Origin of the sequence: Rhodococcus sp. UYP9 (assembly GCF_040547235.1) — a bacterium.
GTDB lineage: Bacteria > Actinomycetota > Actinomycetes > Mycobacteriales > Mycobacteriaceae > Rhodococcoides.
Map to the genome: position 1 here is coordinate 114,761 of NZ_JBEPPH010000006.1, position 19,784 is coordinate 134,544.

19 protein-coding genes are annotated in these 19,784 nt (G+C 62.9%); 10 read left to right on the forward strand and 9 right to left on the reverse strand.

All coding sequences use genetic code 11. The annotated features are described in order from the left end of the window. Positions 1-133 precede the first annotated feature (133 nt). The 3 genes from mca to ABIB36_RS17395 are packed head-to-tail and all read left to right on the forward strand — an operon-like array spanning position 134 to position 3,294. On the forward strand, positions 134-1,009 hold the full coding sequence (gene mca, locus ABIB36_RS17385; protein WP_354561374.1) for a mycothiol conjugate amidase Mca: 876 nt from the start codon (positions 134-136) through the stop codon (positions 1,007-1,009). Continuing rightward, positions 1,010-1,282 (forward strand): hypothetical protein, encoded by a 273-nt coding sequence (locus ABIB36_RS17390; RefSeq protein WP_084346088.1) that lies wholly within the window; start codon positions 1,010-1,012, stop codon positions 1,280-1,282. It begins immediately after the preceding gene. Between the two features lie 2 nt (positions 1,283-1,284). Beyond that, the gene (locus tag ABIB36_RS17395; RefSeq protein WP_084346087.1) at positions 1,285-3,294 is read left to right on the forward strand and encodes a thioredoxin domain-containing protein; all 2,010 of its coding nucleotides are present in this window, start codon (positions 1,285-1,287) and stop codon (positions 3,292-3,294) included. Between the two features lie 6 nt (positions 3,295-3,300). Here the strand turns inward: ABIB36_RS17395 and trhA are convergent, their stop codons facing one another. Beyond that, on the reverse strand, positions 3,301-3,966 hold the full coding sequence (gene trhA / locus ABIB36_RS17400; RefSeq protein ID WP_084346086.1) for a PAQR family membrane homeostasis protein TrhA: 666 nt from the start codon (positions 3,964-3,966) through the stop codon (positions 3,301-3,303). Between the two features lie 126 nt (positions 3,967-4,092). Between trhA and ABIB36_RS17405 the strand changes: the two genes are divergently transcribed. Beyond that, positions 4,093-4,875: an isoprenyl transferase gene (locus tag ABIB36_RS17405; RefSeq protein WP_084346085.1), complete on the forward strand. Its 783-nt coding sequence runs from the start codon at positions 4,093-4,095 to the stop codon at positions 4,873-4,875. An 8-nt stretch (positions 4,876-4,883) separates the two neighbouring features. Here ABIB36_RS17405 and coaA read toward each other — a convergent pair whose 3' ends face one another. Then, a complete protein-coding gene (coaA, locus tag ABIB36_RS17410) occupies positions 4,884-5,807 on the reverse strand; it encodes a type I pantothenate kinase (RefSeq protein WP_084346084.1) in 924 nt (307 codons plus the stop codon). 169 nt (positions 5,808-5,976) lie between these two features. Between coaA and ABIB36_RS17415 the strand changes: the two genes are divergently transcribed. The 3 genes from ABIB36_RS17415 to phoH2 all read left to right on the forward strand — a co-directional run bounded on the left by ABIB36_RS17415 (position 5,977) and on the right by phoH2 (position 10,220). Further along, positions 5,977-7,173, forward strand: a complete 1,197-nt coding sequence (locus tag ABIB36_RS17415; protein ID WP_354561381.1) for a DUF885 domain-containing protein — start codon at positions 5,977-5,979, stop codon at positions 7,171-7,173. 44 nt (positions 7,174-7,217) lie between these two features. After that, a complete protein-coding gene (glyA, locus tag ABIB36_RS17420) occupies positions 7,218-8,501 on the forward strand; it encodes a serine hydroxymethyltransferase (protein WP_084346083.1) in 1,284 nt (427 codons plus the stop codon). A gap of 393 nt (positions 8,502-8,894) precedes the next feature. Continuing rightward, positions 8,895-10,220, forward strand: coding sequence for an RNA 5'-3' helicase PhoH2 (gene phoH2 / locus ABIB36_RS17425; protein ID WP_179142223.1), 1,326 nt, complete (start codon positions 8,895-8,897; stop codon positions 10,218-10,220). Between the two features lie 41 nt (positions 10,221-10,261). Here the strand turns inward: phoH2 and ABIB36_RS17430 are convergent, their stop codons facing one another. Both ABIB36_RS17430 and ABIB36_RS17435 read right to left on the reverse strand, forming a co-directional pair. Next, positions 10,262-10,678: a limonene-1,2-epoxide hydrolase family protein gene (locus ABIB36_RS17430; RefSeq protein WP_373270523.1), complete on the reverse strand. Its 417-nt coding sequence runs from the start codon at positions 10,676-10,678 to the stop codon at positions 10,262-10,264. Continuing rightward, positions 10,666-12,273, reverse strand: a complete 1,608-nt coding sequence (locus tag ABIB36_RS17435) for a serine hydrolase (protein WP_354561386.1) — start codon at positions 12,271-12,273, stop codon at positions 10,666-10,668. Before ABIB36_RS17435 ends, ABIB36_RS17430 begins: the two co-directional genes overlap by 13 nt. A gap of 129 nt (positions 12,274-12,402) precedes the next feature. Between ABIB36_RS17435 and ABIB36_RS17440 the strand changes: the two genes are divergently transcribed. Then, positions 12,403-13,260: an acyl-ACP desaturase gene (locus tag ABIB36_RS17440; protein WP_354561389.1), complete on the forward strand. Its 858-nt coding sequence runs from the start codon at positions 12,403-12,405 to the stop codon at positions 13,258-13,260. Positions 13,261-13,379: 119 nt separating this feature from the next. On the opposite strand, the gene ABIB36_RS17445 is transcribed toward ABIB36_RS17440, so the two are convergent. Beyond that, positions 13,380-14,783, reverse strand: a complete 1,404-nt coding sequence (locus ABIB36_RS17445; protein ID WP_354561391.1) for a class II fumarate hydratase — start codon at positions 14,781-14,783, stop codon at positions 13,380-13,382. 64 nt (positions 14,784-14,847) lie between these two features. Continuing rightward, entirely contained in the window at positions 14,848-15,888 is a 1,041-nt protein-coding gene (gene glpX, locus ABIB36_RS17450; RefSeq protein WP_084346077.1) for a class II fructose-bisphosphatase, read from the reverse strand. A gap of 122 nt (positions 15,889-16,010) precedes the next feature. Between glpX and ABIB36_RS17455 the strand changes: the two genes are divergently transcribed. Next, a complete protein-coding gene (locus ABIB36_RS17455) occupies positions 16,011-16,580 on the forward strand; it encodes a DUF4245 domain-containing protein (RefSeq protein WP_354561394.1) in 570 nt (189 codons plus the stop codon). A 19-nt stretch (positions 16,581-16,599) separates the two neighbouring features. Here the strand turns inward: ABIB36_RS17455 and ABIB36_RS17460 are convergent, their stop codons facing one another. The 3 genes from ABIB36_RS17460 to ABIB36_RS17470 are packed head-to-tail and all read right to left on the reverse strand — an operon-like array spanning position 16,600 to position 18,675. Continuing rightward, a complete protein-coding gene (locus tag ABIB36_RS17460; RefSeq protein WP_354561397.1) occupies positions 16,600-16,815 on the reverse strand; it encodes an exodeoxyribonuclease VII small subunit in 216 nt (71 codons plus the stop codon). A gap of 10 nt (positions 16,816-16,825) precedes the next feature. Beyond that, positions 16,826-18,079, reverse strand: a complete 1,254-nt coding sequence (gene xseA, locus ABIB36_RS17465; protein ID WP_354561399.1) for an exodeoxyribonuclease VII large subunit — start codon at positions 18,077-18,079, stop codon at positions 16,826-16,828. Continuing rightward, positions 18,076-18,675: a lipid droplet-associated protein gene (locus ABIB36_RS17470; protein ID WP_354561401.1), complete on the reverse strand. Its 600-nt coding sequence runs from the start codon at positions 18,673-18,675 to the stop codon at positions 18,076-18,078. Before ABIB36_RS17470 ends, xseA begins: the two co-directional genes overlap by 4 nt. Positions 18,676-18,771: 96 nt before the next feature. Between ABIB36_RS17470 and ABIB36_RS17475 the strand changes: the two genes are divergently transcribed. Continuing rightward, positions 18,772-19,782 (forward strand): 4-hydroxy-3-methylbut-2-enyl diphosphate reductase, encoded by a 1,011-nt coding sequence (locus tag ABIB36_RS17475; RefSeq protein ID WP_084346073.1) that lies wholly within the window; start codon positions 18,772-18,774, stop codon positions 19,780-19,782. Positions 19,783-19,784: the final 2 nt, after the last annotated feature.

Sequence of the window (19,784 nt, forward strand, 5' to 3'; positions counted from 1 at the left end):
TGCTTTCGTCGTGAAGGTCGGGGGAACTCGGTGTTCGCTGGTGGATCTACGGCAGCCGGTGCGCGTTGTGTCGGCGCCAAGTGGAACTATATGTGTAGGGAAGAAGCAGGCGAAGCTGAGGTGAGGAAAGAACGTGTCCGGACTACGGCTCATGGCGGTGCACGCCCATCCCGACGACGAATCGAGCAAGGGCGCAGCGACGACGGCTCGGTATGCCGCCGAGAACAACGATGTCCTGGTCGTGACGTTGACCGGTGGTGAACGGGGAGACATCCTCAATCCGGCGATGGACATCCCCGGTGTGAACGATCGCATCGAGGAAGTGCGGCGGGAAGAGATGGCTGAGGCTGCCCGCATTCTCGGGGTACGCCAACACTGGCTCGGTTTCGTCGATTCGGGTTTGCCCGAGGGCGACCCGCTGCCCCCGCTGCCCGAGGGGTGCTTTGCGCTGGTTCCACTCGAGGAGTCCACCGAGGCACTGGTCAAGGTTGTCCGCGAATTCAAGCCGCACGCGATGACCACGTACGACGAGAAGGGCGGATACCCGCACCCGGACCACATTCGGTGTCACGAGGTATCGGTTGCGGCCTTCGAAGCCGCAGGTGATCCCACGAAGTTCCCCGATGCCGGGGAACCATGGACGCCACTCAAGCTCTATTACTCGCACGGTTTCCTTCGTAAACGGATGCAACTGTTCAACGACTGGTTCGTCGACCGCGGCGAAGAGAGCCCATTCGCCGACTGGTTGAAACGGTGGACCACGGACCGCGACGAAATCATGGAGAGAATTACCACTCAGGTCACTGCTGACGCATACTTCGAGCAGCGCGACGACGCTTTGCGGGCGCATGCGACGCAGATCGATCCGAACGGGGTGTTCTTCGCCGTACCTGTCGATGTGCAGCGCAAGCTCTGGCCCACCGAAGAGTTCGAATTGGCGAAGACGCGGGTCAAGACGTCGTTGCCCGAAACCGATTTGTTCGCCGGCATCGAAACGAAGGAGGTCTGAGTGATCATCTCGCTATTGGCCCAGCAGCCGACCGGCCCGGAGTTCGGTAAATCCTCGCCCGTCGGGCTCGTGATCATCGTCGCACTTCTCGTCGGTACAGCCCTGCTGATCTGGTCGATGAACAAACAGATCAAGAAGCTTCCCGAAACTTTCGAGAAGGAAGACCCGCGGCCTGATCAAGAACTCGACGAGGGGACCGATCGCGGCGCGCTGACGGTGGATCCGACGAAGACGTCGACTGGGGACAAGCGGGCCGACAAGGACGAGACTTAGCCGTGCTCGGTGCCAACGCACTCGGAGTATCGACCAGTCCCTACCTGCTTCAGCATGCGGACAATCCGGTGCATTGGCAGCAATGGTCGCCCGAGGCGTTGAACTCTGCAGTAGAACGCGATGTGCCGATTCTGCTCTCGATCGGGTATTCGGCCTGTCACTGGTGTCACGTGATGGCGCACGAATCCTTCGAGGACGAGACGGTCGCGGCGCTGATGAACGCCAACTTCGTGTGTATCAAGGTCGATCGTGAGGAGCGGCCCGACCTCGACGCCGTCTACATGAACGCGACCGTGGCGATGACGGGTCAGGGCGGCTGGCCGATGACGTGCTTTCTGACGCCCGACGCCGAACCGTTCTACTGCGGCACTTACTTCCCGCCGAGACCGCGCGGTGGAACGCCCTCGTTCGAGCAATTGCTGACCGCGATATCGGACACCTGGAGTACGCGTCGGGAAGAAGTGTTCGACGCATCCGCTGCGATCGTTGCGGCCCTCCGAAACAATTCGGGGCAGATGCCGACATCGGAGCGTCCGATCGACTCCGACCTGATGGCGGACGCCGTGGCCTCGGTACTCGCGGACGAAGACGTCGATCGTGGTGGTTTCGGCGGGGCACCGAAGTTTCCGCCGGGTGCACTGTTGGAAGGTCTGCTGCGTCATCACGAGCGCACTGGTTCGGCGGCGGCACTCGAGACGGTCCAACGCACCGCGGCCGCGATGGCTCGCGGCGGAATCTACGACCAGATCGGTGGCGGGTTCGCGCGCTACTCGGTCGACGCCGAATGGGTCGTGCCGCACTTCGAGAAGATGCTCTACGACAACGCGCTTCTACTTCGGTTGTACGGGCACCTCGCCCGGGTGACGGGGGATCCGCTGGCTGTTCGCGTAGCCGAGGCGACCGCGGGCTTTCTGCTACGCGAACTGCGAACCGACAATGGGTGTTTCGCCTCCGCGCTCGATGCCGACACCGACGGTGTGGAGGGATCGACCTACGCGTGGACACCGGAACAGCTCGTGGACGTTCTCGGATTCGAAGATGGCGTCTGGGCTGCAGGCATGTTCGTCGTCGACAGCGCAGGGACATTCGAAGCGGGCATGTCGGTTCTGCAGTTGCCCGAGGATCCTGACGATCTCGAGCGGTACCGGCGCGTGGCCGAACTGTTGCTTTCGGTTCGGGATCAGCGCCCACAACCAGGCCGCGACGACAAGGTGGTCACCGCGTGGAACGGCCTGGCAATCACAGCACTCGCCGAAGTGGGCGCGGGGCTGGGACGTTCGGAGTGGGTCGACGCCGCCGTCGCCTGCGGTGAACAACTCTTCGCGACGCACTTCGAGAACGGACGACTGCGACGCGCCTCGCTCGGCACCCACGTCGGCGTCGCAACGGGTGTGCTCGAGGACTACTCCTGCCTCGCCGTCGCCTCGCTGGCACTTTTCCAGGCCACCGGAGAGGAGATCTGGTCGATTCGGGCGCAGGCGATTCTCGACGCTGCGATCGAACACTTCGCCGACCCGGATCATCCCGGCAGTTGGTTCGATACCGCCGATGACGCCGAAGTATTGGTGACGAGGCCGCGAGACCCACTCGACAATGCAACCCCGTCGGGAGCATCGACGGTGACGGAGGCTCTTCTGACGGCAGAGGCGCTTGTGCCGCCCGAAGTGTCGGCTCGATACGGAGAGCTCGCCTCGGCGGGGCTCGCCCGTGCGGCTCTGATTCTGGAACGGGCACCGCGATCGGGAGGCCACTGGCTCACCGTCGCCGAGGCTTCGGTGCGGGGACCCTTGCAGGTGGCCGTGTCGAGTGTCGGGAACAGCAGGCTGCTCGCCGTTGCTCGCGCCCACGCTCCCGGGGGTACGACGATCATGGCCGGAGCGGAGAATTCCAGCGCGCTACTGGCGGGTCGGCCGATGATCGCTGGCAACGAGGCGGCGTACGTGTGTCGCGGATTCGTCTGCGATCGCCCCGTCACCACCGAGGTCGAGCTCATCGCCGCATTGCAGCGCTGACCCTGGCTAGAACAGCACCAACCACACGGCGACGAGGTGGCAGATCGCAGCAAGCACCGTGGCCGCATGGAAGAACTCGTGGTGCCCGAACGTAGTGGGCCAGGGATTGGGCCATTTCGTCGCGTACAGGACGGCTCCGACGCTGTACAGGATACCGCCGACGAGCAACAGGATGAACGGTGCGAAGCCCACTTGCTGGATGAGCGTCGGTGCGACCGGCACGATGGCCCAGCCGAGAATCAGGTACAGCGGCACGCCCACCCAGACGGGTGCGAGAGGCCACAGCATCTTGAGTGCGACCCCGCTGAGGGCGCCGATCCAGACGACGATCAGCAGGGTCTTGCCCGTTGCTGCCGGGAGTCCGAGTACGGCGAACGGCGTGTAGCTGCCGGCGATGAACAGAAAGATCATCGAGTGATCGGCACGCTTCATCCACGTGCGAGAGGCCGGGGTTTTCCAATGGATTCGGTGGTAAGTAGCGCTGACGCCGAAGACACCGCAGACAGTGCTCGCGTAGACCGCGGTAGCGATTCCGGCACTGACGGAGACCAAGCTGAAGGCCAACGTGACCAGGACGATGCCCGCCACGACGGAGACCGCGAAAGCATAGAGATGAATCCACCCGCGCATCCGAGGTTTCGCGGGCAGTTGGTCGATCCCGAACATCGTCATGCGATCACTTCCTCTCGACTCCGAACTTACGCAACCGTAGGTTCGGTCCGTACTCTACCGGCGAGTAGCTTCGTTTCGTCGGCGTAAGGTTGTGCTCCGTGGTGATCCGACTGTGGTGATGTCTCGGTGAAAATTCTCCCGACGAACGTACGTAACGTGCTGTACAACGTGTACGAGCGGCGCTTGCTCATGCAGCTCGACGGCATGCGGCATCCTCGTCACGTTGCAGTGATGTGTGATGGAAATCGCCGCTGGGCACGTGAGAACGGCTTCACCGACGTCGCGCACGGGCATCGCATGGGTGCACTGAAGATCGCCGAGATGCTCGGTTGGTGCGACGCCGCGGGAATCGAGATGGCCACCATCTATCTACTCTCGACCGAGAATCTGTCCCGCGACCCGGACGAGCTCGATTCACTGCTCGAGATCATCACCGACGTCGTCGAGGAGATTTGCGGACCCGAGCAGAATTGGGGAGTCAAGATCGTCGGCACCCTCGAGCTCCTTCCACCGTCGACGGCGCGCAGGCTCGAAGAGGCCGCCGCTCATACCGCGGGGCGAACCGGAACGCATGTCAACGTCGCAGTGGGCTACGGCGGTCGTCAAGAAATCGCCGACGCAGTGCAGTTATTGGTGAGGGAGAAGATTGCCGAGGGACTCACCGGGGACGACTTGGTGAAATCCATCGACGTCGACGGCATCGATACTCACCTCTACACCTCCGGCCAGCCCGATCCTGATCTGGTGATTCGCACCTCGGGTGAACAACGGCTCTCCGGATTTCTGCTGTGGCAGAGCGCGTACTCGGAAATCTGGTTCACCGAGGCGTACTGGCCCGAATTCCGCCGAGTCGATTTCCTTCGAGCACTGCGTGACTATGCAGCCAGGCATCGCAGATTCGGAATCTGACTACCGATCTACAACTTGCGCAATCGGAGCCTGTTGATGGCGTGATCGCTGTCCTTGCGCAGCACCATCGTGGCCCGAGGACGCGTCGGCAGAATGTTCTCGACGAGATTCGGCAGATTGATCGAGTGCCAGAGATCCTCGGCCGCCATGCGTGCGTGCTCGTCGGGCAGATTCGCGTAGTGATGGAAGTGCGCGTCGGGATCGGCGAACGACGTCTTACGCAGCGCGAGAAAGCGCTTCACGTACCAGCGTTCGATGTCCTCGATTCTGGCGTCGACGTAGATCGAGAAGTCGAACAGATCCGACACCATCAAACGTGAACCGGTCTGCAGAACGTTGAGGCCTTCGACGATGAGAATGTCCGGCTGACGAACCATGTGGAACTGGCCCTTCAGAATGTCGTAGGACACGTGCGAATAGACCGGTGCGGCAACCTCTTCGGCTCCCGACTTCACCTCGGTGACGAAGCGGAGCAGCTTGCGCCGATCGTAGCTCTCGGGAAATCCCTTGCGGTGCAGGATGCCGCGACGCATCAACTCTGTCGTCGAATACAGGAAGCCGTCGGTGGTGACCAGATCGACGCGCGGATGGTGGTCCCACCGCGCGAGGAGTGCTTGCAGAACTCGGGCCGTCGTCGACTTTCCGACCGCGACACTGCCGGCGACTCCGATGACGAAGGGCACCTGACGATCCGGGTGCTTCTCGCCGAGAAATGTTGCCGTGGCCGCGAACAGCCGTTGCCGTGCGGCGACCTGAAGGTGAATGAGTCGAGCCAGAGGTAGATACACCTCGGCGACTTCTTCGAGATCGATCTGCTCACCCAAGCCGCGGAGGCCGACGAGTTCTTCCTCGGTGAGCACCAGTGGCGTCGACTGCCGAAGAGTGCGCCACTGGGCGCGATCGAACTCGACGTAGGGGCTGGGTTCGCTCATTCGGAGGTACACACCTCGTGTGCCTGGTGCGTACCTGGGAGTACGCACCAGGCGCACGAGGGACACTGAAGTCGCATGGCTTCAGATTGTGCTTGGTGCCACTGATACTCACACGGGCGGGGTAGTTCACTGTTCGTTCATCTCACTGCGGCCACTATCGTCGAATCTTATGAATGCCGATTCGCTCGTCCGTGAGTATCTACAACTCGGTCTGAAATTCGACCGACTCGAAGAGGGCTTCGTCGACGCGTACACCGGTGACCCCGAGTTGCGTCGACAGACCGAGAATGCACCCGCTCCCGATCCGGCTGCGCTCGCGCGGGAGGCCGTCGCACTGCGGGCCGAGCTGGCAAACACAGATCTGACGGTGCAACGTGCCGAGTTCATCGATGTCCACTTACGCGCGCTGGAATGCTCGGGCCGCAAGTTCGCAGGAGAAGACATCGGTTTCGTCGACGAGGTCTTCGCATATTTCGATGTCCGCATCGAACCCGGGGATCAGGACCACTATGTGCAGGCACACCGAAAGATGGACGAGGTGTTGTCGGGTCCGGGTTCGCTTGCCGAGCGATTGGCCGCTCACCGCGCCAGAGACGTCATACCGGCCGATCGACTGCAGGAATGTGTCGACGCCTTCTCGAGTGCCTTGCGTGATCTCGTGCGAGCAGAGTACTCACTGCCCGAGACCGAGCAGGTGCGTTACGAGGTGGTGGGGGACAAGCCGTGGTCAGGATTCAACTATTACCTCGGTGACTTCAAGTCCACCGTGGCCATCAACTCCGATCTCGAACAGCACATGGCGAACCTCCCACACCTCATCGCGCATGAGGCTTACCCCGGACATCACACCGAGCATTGCCGGAAAGAGATGGGCCTGGTCGGTTCCGGGCAGCAGGAACAGACCTTGTTTCTCGTCAACACTCCGCAATGCCTGATGGCGGAGGGGCTTGCCGATCTGGCGCTCGAGTCGATCGTCGGACCAGGATGGGGATTGTGGGCGCAGGAAATCTACGCCGACCTCGGCCTGCGGTTCGACGGGGACAAGGCCGAGCGACTGTCGACGGCGTCGGGCCAGCTGCTCGGGGTGCGGCAGGACGCGGCATTGTTGCTGCACGATCGACACAAGAGTCAGGATGACGTCGCGGCGTACCTGGAAAAATGGGGCCTCGCATCGCCCAAGCGTGCTCGGCAGAGTCTGAAGTTCTTGTCCTCGCCGTTGTGGCGTGCCTACAGCAGCACATACGTCGAGGGCTACAAACTTCTCGGTGGTTGGTTGGCTCAGGGCAAGACCGTCAGCGAGCGATCGGCGTTGTTCGGACGCCTCCTCGACGAGCCGCTGACACCGGGGCAATTGCGCATCTCGTAAACTGAGGGCGCCCACATTGCTGCGCTCATTTGGAGACCCCTGTTATGACTGACGTCAACAACCTGTCCCTTGCCGAACTCGATCCTGAGGTCGCCGAGGCCATGGCAGGCGAACTGGGGCGTCAGCGTGACACGCTCGAGATGATCGCATCGGAAAACTTCGTTCCCCGCGCCGTTCTGCAGGCACAGGGCAGCGTGCTGACGAACAAGTACGCCGAGGGCTACCCCGGCCGTCGCTACTACGGTGGCTGCGAGCACGTCGACGTCATCGAGGACCTGGCCCGCAATCGTGCCAAGGAACTCTTCGGCGCCGAGTTCGCCAACGTCCAGCCGCACGCCGGTGCACAGGCCAACGCGGCAGTGTTGATGGCTCTGATCAACCCGGGCGACAAGATCATGGGCCTCGATCTGGCACACGGCGGCCACCTCACGCACGGTATGAAGCTGAACTTCTCCGGCAAGTTGTACGAGGTCGAGTCCTACGGCGTCAGCAAAGAAGACCACCGGATCGATATGGATCAGGTGCGCAAGCAGGCCATCGAGGCCAAGCCACAGGTCCTGATCGCCGGCTGGTCCGCTTACCCGCGCTTCCAGGACTTCGAAGCCTTCCGTTCGATCGCAGACGAGGTCGGCGCATTGCTCTGGGTCGATATGGCGCACTTCGCCGGACTCGTCGCAGCAGGTCTGCATCCCTCGCCCGTTCCCTACGCCGACGTCGTGTCCTCGACCGTGCACAAAACTCTCGGCGGACCCCGGTCCGGCTTGATCCTCGCGAAGAAGGAATGGGCGAAGAAGCTCAACTCCGCGGTGTTCCCCGGCCAGCAAGGTGGCCCACTCATGCATGCGATCGCCGCCAAGGCCGTCGCTTTCAAGATCGCTGCGACGCCGGAGTTCAAGGAGCGCCAGGAGCGCACCCTCCTCGGAGCTTCACTCCTCGCGGATCGCCTGAACGGCAAAGACATCGCGGACAAGGGAATCTCGGTTCTCACCGGCGGCACCGACGTGCACCTCGCACTGGTGGACCTGCGTAACAGTCAGCTCGACGGCCAACAGGCCGAGGACCTTCTCCACGAGGTCGGCATCACCGTCAACCGCAACGCCGTGCCGTTCGATCCGCGCCCGCCGATGGTCACCTCCGGCCTTCGCATCGGCACCTCGGCCCTCGCGACGCGTGGCTTCGGTGAAGCAGAGTTCACCGAGGTCGCCGACATCATCGGCACCGCCCTCGCCACCGGCGAAGCCAGTGACTCGTTGAAAGAGCGCGTCGTCAAGGTCGCACAGAGCAAGCCGCTCTACGACGGCCTCGAAGACTGGGGCCTGATCGGCTGATTGCCGGCCGCTTCGCTGGGTCGGCAGGTCGGCCTGTTGATCTCACCCGACCTGTTGATCTCACCCGGCCTGCTTGAATGGTCCATTCATACGAATCGATCGTATGAATGGACCATTGAAGCGGACGGATGGTGGCCTCCCCGCCACGGTGCGATGGGTTAACGCGTTGTTCACCGACACGCACCCTGCTACCCGCACGAATCCTCGGAATCGGCGGTACCGTCGGCAGTAACAGCCAGCGGGGAAGCTGACTGTGCGGGAGGTTCTGATACGTGACTGAGCTAGTGAGTGCGAGAGGGCCGGCACCCGGCCCTCGTGTCAGCTGACACGTCAGGACCGACCGGCCGAGCGACAAGCGTTCGTGTGGCGTCGCGCGAACAATAGGAGCCCCACGTGACCACTTCACGCTCCGTTTCCGCCCCTCTTCGGACATTCGTGCTGGACACCTCGGTTCTACTGTCGGATCCCTGGGCTGTTATTCGCTTCGCCGAGCACAATGTGGTGCTCCCTCTCGTCGTCATCAGCGAGTTGGAGGGTAAACGCCATCACCACGAGCTGGGATGGTTCGCGCGGGAGTCATTGCGCATGCTCGACGATCTTCGCGTAGAACACGGTCGGCTCGATCAACCTGTTCCGATCGGAACGCAGGGCGGCACACTGCAGGTCGAGCTCAATCACACCGACGCAGCCGTTCTGCCTGTCGGTTTCCGTACCGACTCCAACGATTCGCGGATCTTGGCGTGCGCACTCAACCTGGCGGCCGAGGGCAAAGAAGTAGTCCTCGTCAGCAAGGACATCCCGCTGCGAGTGAAAGCCGGGGCGGTGGGATTGCCCGCCGACGAGTATCACGCCCACGACGTCGTGCCTTCGGGTTGGACCGGCATGGCCGAACTGGAAGTGCAGCCGGCCGATATCGATCGGTTGTTCGCGGACGGTGTCATCGACCTGGACGGTGCACGAGACATGCCGTGTCACACAGGAATTCGCTTGCTCGGGGGCCGTTCGAGTGCATTGGGACGCGTCACAGCGGACAAGCAGGTGCAGCTCGTGCGCGGCGAACGTGAAGCATTCGGCTTGCATGGGCGCTCCGCTGAACAGCGGGTTGCGCTCGACTTGCTGCTCGACGAGAGCATCGGCATCGTCTCGCTCGGTGGTAAGGCCGGAACGGGTAAATCTGCGCTGGCACTGACCGCAGGTCTGGAGGCCGTGCTCGAGCGTCGTACGCATCGGAAGGTCGTCGTCTTCCGCCCTCTGTACGCGGTCGGTGGTCAGGAGCTCGGCTATCTACCCGGCAGTGAGAGCGAGAAAATGGGCCCGTGGGGTCAGGCGGTGTTCGACACCTTGGAAGGGCTCGCAAGCCCGGAGGTGATGGAAGAAGTCATTGCACGCGGAATGCTGGAAGTGTTGCCGCTCACGCATATTCGTGGACGGTCGCTGCACGATTCCTTCGTCATCGTCGACGAGGCTCAATCACTCGAACGTAATGTTCTGCTCACGGTTCTGTCCAGGCTCGGTAGCGGCTCCCGGGTCGTTCTCACCCACGACGTGGCGCAGCGTGACAATCTCCGCGTAGGACGGCACGACGGCGTCGCAGCGGTGATCGAAAAGCTCAAGGGCCACCCGCTTTTCGCGCACATCACCCTCACCCGAAGCGAGCGTTCGCCGATCGCCGCCCTGGTGACAGAGATGCTCGAGGAGTTCGGGCCTTCAGGGGCGTAGACGCATGGAGTGGAAATGCGTTCCGAGGGACGCATTTCCACTCATGAGCGCAGTCGCCACAGCCCACGCACCAACGCCTTCGCAAAGTCGAGATTGTCGAAATAGTCACGCCACACGAGGATCTTGCCGTCGCGCAGCTCGAAAGTGCCGCACACCCAGAACTCGACACGCAATCGGCGCCAGATCAGTACGTCGGTTCGTTCGGTGAGCACCACGTCGCCGTCGGGAGCTGCGGCGATGTTGTGGATGGTGACGTCGAATCCGTAGTTCGGCTTCGCCATGACCGCCAGCGCTTTGCGGACTCGGGCTATGCCACGCACTTTCGGAAATCCCACGTTGTGCCAGATGATTCCGTCGTCGAGGAGTGCCGCCGCACGATCGACGTCGCGCTCCGCCAGCGCCCGCAGCATGTCCTCGACGGTCTTGGTCGACCGAAGTAGATCTGTCACTTGGTGAATCTCCCCAATCCGGTCCCGTCGAAGTACTCGAGGGTGACGGTGTTGCCGTTGAACTTTGCCTGGGACACGGTGCCGTCGGGTGCGTTCTCGCTTCGCACATCGAAGGTGAACGTATCACCGTCCCAGTGTGTCAGCTCGTACGAAGTGTCCTTGGGACCGATGGCCAGAGTCAGGGTGCCGTTGTCGTCGGTGACCGTCGCAGGACCCCAGAACGAGTTCTGATACACCCCGGCGTAGACCGTGAGTGGCTGCGCGGGAGCAGGATCGGCGGGTGGTGTCTTGCCGACGAGTTCGCCCATCGGTTCGTCCATTCCCTCGAACGCATTCTTGTAGATCGTTCGCCAATCCTGTCGAACCTCGCCGAATTGCACGAGATCGGCGAACTCGGCCGATACCGTCTCGGCGATGCCGATAGGTGCAGCGTTGGTCAGCACGACGATGGAGACATCGAGCGAGGGGATCGTCACGAAATTTGTGCCCGCGCCGAGCTCGAACGCTCCCGAATGACTCACCTGTGTGCGTCCGGCCCCCGAGTTCGAGACGTTGAATCCGTATCCGTAGTAGCCGGCCCGAGTATCCGGGGTACCGGATGGGGACGAGACGATCTCGGCCGTCACCGCGGGCAGCAGGGCATCGGGTTCGATGACCTGCTTGCCGTCGAAAGTGCCTTCGGCGGCGAGCATCGTCATCCACTTCGCCATGTCGTTCGCCGAGGAACTCACCCCACCCGCAGGCGATTGTGCGTCCGGTTCTCGCTGAAATGCTGCCTCGTACGCGCCGTCGACGAGCACGTGTGGGACCGCGCGGTCGGTGCGGGCCATGTAGTCCGCGAATCGCGAACTGGTCGACGCCATGCCGAGGGGGCCGTAGATCGCGTCCTGGCTGAGGGTCTCCCAATCCTTGCCCGACGCCTGCGCTACCGCCTCGGCCCCAGCGGTGACGCCGAAGTTGGTGTAGTTGTACGTCGAGCGGAACGGATCCAGGGGAATGTCCTTCAGTCGCGCGAGTACTTGGCGGCGGTCGTAGCCGATTTCCTCGAGGTTGTCGCCCGCGTGATCGGGCAGCCCGCTGCGATGGGCGTAGAAATCGCCGACCGTGACGTTCTGGGTCACATACGGATCCGCGAGCGCGAACCACGGGAGCTCCGAGACCACAGGAGTTGTCCAATCGACCACTCCGCTACCGACCTGCGAAGCGACTACCGTCGAGCCGACGGGTTTGGACAACGATGCCAGTTGGAATACCGTATCGCCGTCGACCGCATCGTCCTTACCGACCTCACGCACCCCGAATCCCTTGGAGTACACGACTTCTCCCTTATGTACGACGGCGACAGCCATCCCCGGGATTTTCGAGGACTCCATCAGTTCGGCGGCGATGCCGTCGAGTTTTCCTACCGCGTCGTCGATCTGGCCGTCGGGAACGTCGACGCCGGGCACCTGGCCGGGTGAGAGTCCGGAGTCCTCCTCCGACGACGCTTCTGCCGTGGCGGTGGCCGTCGTGGTCGCCGTTTCGGTGTCACCGGAGGAGCACCCGACGAGGGCCGTCATCGACGTGGCGAGAGCGAGGGCCAGATACATCTTCTTCGAGCGCATCACAGGAGTCCTCTCCAGGAGCGAATGGATTAGGAAGAGCGTAAACCCTGCTCGCGTGGGATTTGGGAGAATTCACAGAGGTCAGGGGCACGAGACTCGACGTTCGGTGGGAGGCGCTACGGTATTCGGATGCCTACGAACTTCACTGACGGTGACCTGTTGCTCCGATTGGAGCCCGCCGTGGAAGAGAATCTGCGCCGACACATCGAAGAAGCAGAGGATTGGCACCCCCACGATTTCGCGCCGTGGGACGACGGCAAGAACTTCGCGTTTCTCGGTGGCGAGGACTGGTCGGCCGAACAATCCCACCTCAGCGAGGTCGAGATCCTCTCCGCCACGGTCAGCGTCCTCGTTGCCGACAATCTGCCCGCCTACCACCGTGAACTGGCCCGTGCACTGACCGGTCAGGGCGCATGGTGGAAGTGGACCGGCCGATGGACGTCGGAAGAGAATCGTCAGGCGATAGCGCTACGCGATTTTTTGGTCTTGACGCGTGCTGTCGATCCCGTCGCTCTCGAACGTGCTCGGATGGAAGAGATGACGAAGGGCTACGACGCGCCCAGCCTGCACGTTCTCGATATCCTCGCGCATTTCGCCGTGGACGAGTCAGCGGCCGTGCTGCGAAATAACAATACGATCGCACTCGGTGGCGACCCTGTCCTGGCCAAGATTTTGTCGAAGATCGCCCAGGACGATGCCCTGCAGTCGAAGTTCTACGCGAACATGGTCACCGAAGCACTCGGTGTCGCCCCTGATCAGACCGTGCGCGCTATCGCCGACCGCATCAACGGGTACTCGATCCCTGTGGTGGATCTGCCGGGTAAGGGAAACAGCACCGAATTGCTCGCCGACGCCGGTATCTACACGGTGGAGCAGCAGAGCGAGAAGGTGTTCAAGCCATTGTTGGTGGAATGGAACATCTTCGGCCGCGACGACCTCGGCGACGAGGGCAACACGGCGCGCGACGAGCTGAGCGCGTTCGCCTGAGCTGGGCTCACGACTCCTGAACGCGTGAGTGGTTCATTCATACGAAGCAATCGTATGAATGAACCACTCGAGCTGAAGCAGGGCGGCCTACTGGCGCCGCTTGTCTACCAGCGGTGAAGTCAGTCCTCGACCTTCGCCATGGCCAGCACGTCGAGCCGCTTGTCGAGCTCTTCCTCGCTGAGCTTGTCGCCGATCAGCCCTCGGTCGATAACCGTCTGACGGATCGTCTTCTTCTCCTTGAGTGCCTGCTTGGCGACGGCCGCAGCCTCCTCGTATCCGATGGCGGAGTTCAGCGGCGTCACGATGGACGGCGAGGACTCGGCAAGGGTCTTGAGGTGCTCGACGTTGGCGGTCAGCCCGCTGATGCACTTGTCGGCGAACAGTACCGAGACATTGGCGAGCAGGGTGAAGGACTCGAGCACGTTGCGTGCCATCACCGGGATGTAGACGTTGAGCTCGAAGGCGCCCGAGGCGCCACCGAACGCGACGGCTGCATCGTTGCCGACGACCTGCACGGCGACCTGTGTAACTGCTTCTGGCAGAACAGGATTGACCTTGCCGGGCATGATCGAGCTACCCGGCTGCAGGTCGGGAAGTGACAGCTCGCCGAGTCCGGTGAGTGGTCCCGAACCCATCCAGCGAATGTCGTTGGCAATCTTGGTCAGCGACACCGCGATGGTGCGCAGTGCGCCGGATGCCTCGACGAGTCCGTCCCGAGCTGCCTGCGCCTCGAAGGCGTTCTTGGCTGCGGTCAGGGCTTCGATTCCGGTCGATTCAACCAGTGCTGCAACAACTTTCGTCCCGAAACCGTCGGGAGCGTTGAGGCCCGTGCCCACCGCGGTGCCGCCGATCGGGAGTTCACCCAAACGGGGCAGGGTCGCCTCGACGCGCTCGATTCCGGCTTCGATCTGGCGGGCGTACCCGCCGAACTCCTGGCCGAGAGTGACCGGAACAGCATCCATGAGGTGCGTGCGTCCGGACTTGACCACTGTCTTCCACTCGACGGCCTTCGCGGCCAGCGCGGAATGCAGGTGCTTCAGTGCAGGCACGAGCGAAGTGACCGCTGCCTCGGTCGCGGCGACGTGGGTAGCCGTCGGGAAAGTATCGTTCGAGGACTGCGACATGTTGACGTGGTCGTTGGGGTGTACCTCCACGCCCTTCGCCTTGGCGATCGACGCGATGACCTCGTTGGCGTTCATGTTGGAGCTGGTTCCCGAACCGGTCTGGAAGACGTCGATGGGGAACTGGTCGTCGTGCAGACCTTCGGCGATTTCGTTCGCAGCCGCGATGATCGCGTCGGCAAGCGTGCCGTCGAGCAGTCCGAGGTCCCTGTTGACCTGCGCGCAGGCTGCCTTGAGCAGGCCCATCGCGCGGATCTGAGTGCGCTCGAGCGGACGGCCGGAGATGGGGAAGTTCTCGACCGCTCGCTGCGTCTGGGCGCGCCAGAGTGCATCGATCGGTACGCGAACCTCTCCCATGGTGTCATGCTCGATCCGGAATTGCTGTTCGTCTGTCTGCGTCATGAGCCTTACTTTGCCAGTTAGGTACGGGTAATTGTCGTGCCGGGTCAGCGCACCGGCCGAACCGTCAGAAAGAAGGAGCCTGACCGCTCGTGTCGCCGTCGAAATCGACCGAGGAGTACTCGCGAAGCTTCTCGAGGCGGTGGTACGCGTCGATCATTCGAACGGTGCCGGACTTGGAGCGCATCACGATGGACTGAGTGTGCGCACCGCCGCCCGCGTAGCGCACGCCGCGCAGCAGGTCGCCGTCGGTGACGCCGGTAGCGGTGAAGAATACGTTTTCACCCGACACCAAGTCGACGGTGTTGAGAACGCGGTCGAGGTCGTGACCGGCGTCGATCGCTTTCTGCTTCTCTTCGTCGTCCATGGGGGCGAGGCGGCCCTGCAGGGCGCCGTCCATGCAACGCATCGCAGCGGCAGCGATGATGCCCTCGGGGGTGCCGCCGATACCGATCAGCAGATCAGTGCCGGAATCGGGACGTGCGGCTGCGATCGCGCCTGCAACGTCACCGTCGGAGATGAGCCGGATGCGTGATCCCGCGTCGCGAACGGCCTGAATAAGTTCTGCGTGACGGGGGCGGTCCAGGATGCACACGGTGACATCGGATGCGGATCCCTTCTTGATCTTGGCGATCCGAGCGATGTTCTCGGCTACCGGTGCTGTGATGTCGATGACATCGGCGTAGTCGGGTCCGACGGCAATCTTCTCCATGTAGAACACGGCAGAGGGGTCGAACATGGCGCCGCGCTCAGCGACGGCCAGGACGGCGATCGCGTTCGGCATGCCCTTGGCCATCAGCGTGGTTCCGTCGACGGGGTCGACGGCGAAGTCGACCTCGGGTCCGTTGCCGTTGCCGACCTGCTCGCCGTTGTAGAGCATAGGCGCTTCGTCCTTCTCGCCTTCGCCGATCACGACGACGCCGCGCATGGAGACCGAGCTGACCAGCTGACGCATAGCGTCCACCGCTGCTCCGTCGCCGCCTTCCTTGTCGCCACGTCCCACCCAGCGGCCCGAGGCGAGTGCGCCGGCCTCGGTGACTCGTACGAGTTCTAGGGCGAGATTGCGATCTGGCGCCATGGCGCGGGTGGACTCGGTGCTGGTCGTCATCGGTTTGTAGCCTCCTGGTAGGTGGGGGTCTTACCCAGCGCGATTATCTCATTCAGTGCCGTTGTCCGCCGAGGAGGGCATGCGCCGACCCGGCAGCGACGTCCAGCGGGGATACTGGAGTAGTGGCGAACAGTAAACCCCGGATCCTGAACAACAACCGTGACATGGTCTGGTCACTCATTCCGCTCGTGATCGCCTGTCTGCTGATTGCCGGAATCGCCAGTCAGTGCACGTTGAGCCCGGGCGGACCGACGCAGGGACCGATCCCGAACTTCGACGTGAACGCGGCAATGCAGTACGACGCGTCCGAGCTCGACTTCCCGATCCGTAACCCCAAGGTCCCCGACGACTGGACGCCGAACTCGGGCAGCCGCGGATCCATCGCCGGCGATCAGGGTGGGGACACCAGCACCGTCGGATACATCTCCGATGCCGGTCGCTACAACCGGCTGACGCAATCGAACGCAAGTGAAGACGTGCTCGTGCCGTTCGCGGTCGGTGAGCCGCGATTCGCCTCGGGAACTCAGTCGATCGACGGCAAGGAGTGGGTCGTCTACACGCAGCAGAGTGAAGAGCCGGTGTGGGTGACCGATCTGGGTGACGTGCGGCTGCTCATCACCGGTAGCGGATCGTCCGAGGAGTTCACCACGCTCGCCGCCGCGACTACCGAAGCGACACCTCTGACGCCCTGAGTCGACGCCTTGTCGAGCGTCAGTCCTGATCCTTCACGTGTGCGAGGGCATTCTCGACGCGCTTACGTGCACCGGCGAGGTGCTCCTCGCAGCGGGTCGCGAGCAATTCGCCTCGTTCCCACAACGCGAGCGAAGCGTCGAGATCGAGGCCGCCCTGTTCGAGAACCTTCACCACGTCGACCAGTTCGTCTCGGGCAGCCTCGTAGCCCATTTCTTTGATCGGTGTTTCAGTCAAGAGTTTTCTCCTATCGAACTTTGCCCATGACCGCGGCAGTCACAGCGCCGTCGGCCACTCGTACTCGGATCTGTGTTCCTGGCGGTGCGTCGTCGACCGAACGCAACACCTCGGGATCGCCGCCGGTGACCATGCGTTGCACGACGGCGTAGCCACGCGCCAGCGTCGCTGCGGGCCCGAGGGATTGCGATCGATTTCGTAAGTGTTCGACCAGGGTTTCCTGTTTTGCCAGTTCGCGCAGAACGTCACGTCGGGTTGCCTCGCGCAGTCGCGTGATCTCCTCGCCGCGTCGCTCGATACCTGCGATCGGGTCGGCAAGGACCGGGCGATGTCGGATCATCTCGAGCCCTCGCGCTTCCCTGGCGACCCAGTTTCGGAGCGCAGCAGCAGTTCTGGACCTCAGGTCGGCGACGAGATTCTGCTCGGCGACGGCGTCGGGCACCACCAGCTTGGCGGCGTCGGTCGGAGTCGCGGCACGTAGGTCGGCGACGTGATCGCTGAGCGGGCTGTCCGGTTCGTGTCCGATGGCGCTGACGATCGGTGTGGTCGCGGCCGAGATCGCGCGGCACAGCGCTTCGTCGGAGAACGGCAACAGATCTTCGACGCTACCGCCCCCGCGGGCGAGGATGATGACGTCGACGTCACTGTTGTCGTTGAGTTCCTTCAACGCGCCGAGGATCGCGGGTACTGCCTGCGGGCCCTGTACCGGAGTGTGTCTGACTTCGAATCGCACTGCCGGCCAACGCCTTTGCGCGACGGTCAGCACGTCCTTTTCGGCGGCACTCGCGCGTGCGGTGATCAGTCCGATCGTGCCGGGTAGAAACGGAAGTGGCCGTTTGAGGCGCGGATCGAACAGGCCTTCAGCAGTCAGGAGGCTGCGTAGACGTTCGACTCGGGCAAGCAGTTCGCCGACGCCGACGGCGCGAATGTCGGTGGCACGCAACGAGACTGTGCCTCGGCCGGTGTAGAAAGACAGCTTGCCGTACAGGATGACCTGCGCGCCTTCGGTCAGTGGGACCGGTGACCGCTCCAGCAGTTGCGGCGAGCAGGTGACCGACAGTGACATGTCGGCCGACGGGTCACGCAGGACGAGAAACGCGGTCCGGGTGCCTGGCCTGGCATTGATCTGGGTCAGTTGGCCCTCGACCCAGACGCTCCCGAGTCGGTCGATCCACCCGGCGACTTTCATCGCTACCGTGCGGACCGGCCACGGCTCTTCGGCGCTGCTCGGACCTGGGCCTGACGTCTGATTGGTTGCGCTCACTTGGCTTTCGCTGTGGTGATTCGGTTCTCGAGCATCGTCAGGAACGGAGCGCGTGCGCGCGAATCGGCCTCGTAGTCGAGGAGCGTCTCCAAGTCGTCGAGCGACAGGGTGCGCAGACGAGCACGTAATTGTGCGAGCGCTAGGGCGTCGTAATCGAGGAGGTCGACAATCTCCGGTCGCTCGGTGGACGTCACGGCCTGCACGTCTTTCTCGACCTCGACCTCGACCTCGACCTCGACCTCGGCCGGGGGAGTGGAGTACAGCGCAAAACGGCCGGTCGCAGCGACAGGCTCGTGGTCCGGGACGTCGAGCTCTTCGTTCTCGTTCAGCGATGGTGGGGCATGGTCGTCGTCGAACACAGCCCAAGACGGCTGCTCCTGAGCAGGGGTTCCGACGAGAGGCAACGACGAGATGACCTCGTCACCCTTGATCGCGAGAGCGGTGACCTGCTGTTGGAGGCGCATCGAGCTGGCCAGTATTTCGCTGACGACCGTCATCGGAAAGGTGACCGCGGTACCGGGGAGCTTGCGCGCCTCTTCGACGACGGTCACCACCACGCCCGCGGCCACACGTGCAGCAAAAGGGACACGAGTCATATTCACAGCCTGCCTGATGTCCAGGCATTTGGGTAGCCGACAGGCGGGTCGCCCACTAGTCGGAATCGGGGCGCCCTGCTCACGTATCCTGTAGTCATGTCTTCGGCTGTTCCACTGAACCTGGGTATCGCACGTCCATCGGGCGCTGATTCCGCCCCTTACACCGGAGGAAAACGAGTACTCCTTGCAGAGCCTCGCGGCTACTGCGCCGGCGTCGATCGCGCCGTCGAGACTGTGGAGAAGGCGCTGGAGCAGCATGGTGCTCCGGTGTACGTCCGTAAGGAGATCGTGCACAATCGGCATGTCGTCGAAACGCTTGCCGATCGCGGCGCCGTCTTCGTCGAGGAGACCGACGAGGTGCCTGAAGGCGCACTGTTGGTGTTCTCCGCGCACGGCGTATCGCCCGCGGTACACGCTTCGGCCGCGGAGCGTCAGCTCCGCACCATCGACGCCACCTGCCCCCTCGTCACCAAGGTTCACCAGGAAGCCAAACGGTTCGCCCGCGACGACTACGACATTCTGCTGATCGGCCACGAAGGGCACGAGGAGGTGGAAGGCACTGCGGGTGAGGCACCTGAACATGTGCAGCTCGTGGATGGTCCCGACTCTGTCGACGCCGTCACCGTGCGTGATCCGAACAAGGTCATCTGGCTGTCGCAGACCACACTCAGCGTCGACGAGACGATGCTCACGGTGGCACGTCTACGTGAGCGCTTCCCGACCTTGCAGGATCCGCCGAGCGACGACATTTGCTACGCGACACAGAACCGTCAGGTCGCGGTCAAGGTGATGGCACCCGAGTGCGATCTGGTGATCGTCGTCGGATCGACGAACTCCTCGAACTCGGTCCGGCTCGTAGAAGTAGCACTCTCCGCTGGTGCGCGCGCCAGCTACCTCGTCGATTACGCGAAGGAGATCGACCTGGCCTGGCTGGACGGAGTGCAGACCGTCGGCATCACGTCGGGTGCGTCGGTGCCGGAAATTCTTGTACAGGGAGTCATCGATCTGCTGTCCGAGCACGGCTATGCCGATGTGCAGCCCGTGACCACGGCCAACGAAACCCTCGTCTTCTCACTCCCGCGCGAGCTTCGGCCGACCAAGGCCTGATC

Bases quoted from the DNA above. Each gene is read 5' to 3' on its own strand.
- ABIB36_RS17445 (WP_354561391.1), bottom strand. From the start codon at position 14,783: ATGACGCAGACAGACGAACAGCAATTCCGGATCGAGCATGACACCATG.
- ABIB36_RS17470 (WP_354561401.1), bottom strand. From the start codon at position 18,675: ATGACTCGTGTCCCTTTTGCTGCACGTGTGGCCGCGGGCGTGGTGGTG.
- ABIB36_RS17475 (WP_084346073.1), top strand. From the start codon at position 18,772: ATGTCTTCGGCTGTTCCACTGAACCTGGGTATCGCACGTCCATCGGGC.
- glpX (WP_084346077.1), bottom strand. From the start codon at position 15,888: ATGACGACCAGCACCGAGTCCACCCGCGCCATGGCGCCAGATCGCAAT.
- ABIB36_RS17435 (WP_354561386.1), bottom strand. From the start codon at position 12,273: ATGCGCTCGAAGAAGATGTATCTGGCCCTCGCTCTCGCCACGTCGATG.
- coaA (WP_084346084.1), bottom strand. From the start codon at position 5,807: ATGAGCGAACCCAGCCCCTACGTCGAGTTCGATCGCGCCCAGTGGCGC.
- trhA (WP_084346086.1), bottom strand. From the start codon at position 3,966: ATGACGATGTTCGGGATCGACCAACTGCCCGCGAAACCTCGGATGCGC.
- glyA (WP_084346083.1), top strand. From the start codon at position 7,218: ATGACTGACGTCAACAACCTGTCCCTTGCCGAACTCGATCCTGAGGTC.
- ABIB36_RS17415 (WP_354561381.1), top strand. From the start codon at position 5,977: ATGAATGCCGATTCGCTCGTCCGTGAGTATCTACAACTCGGTCTGAAA.
- ABIB36_RS17440 (WP_354561389.1), top strand. From the start codon at position 12,403: ATGCCTACGAACTTCACTGACGGTGACCTGTTGCTCCGATTGGAGCCC.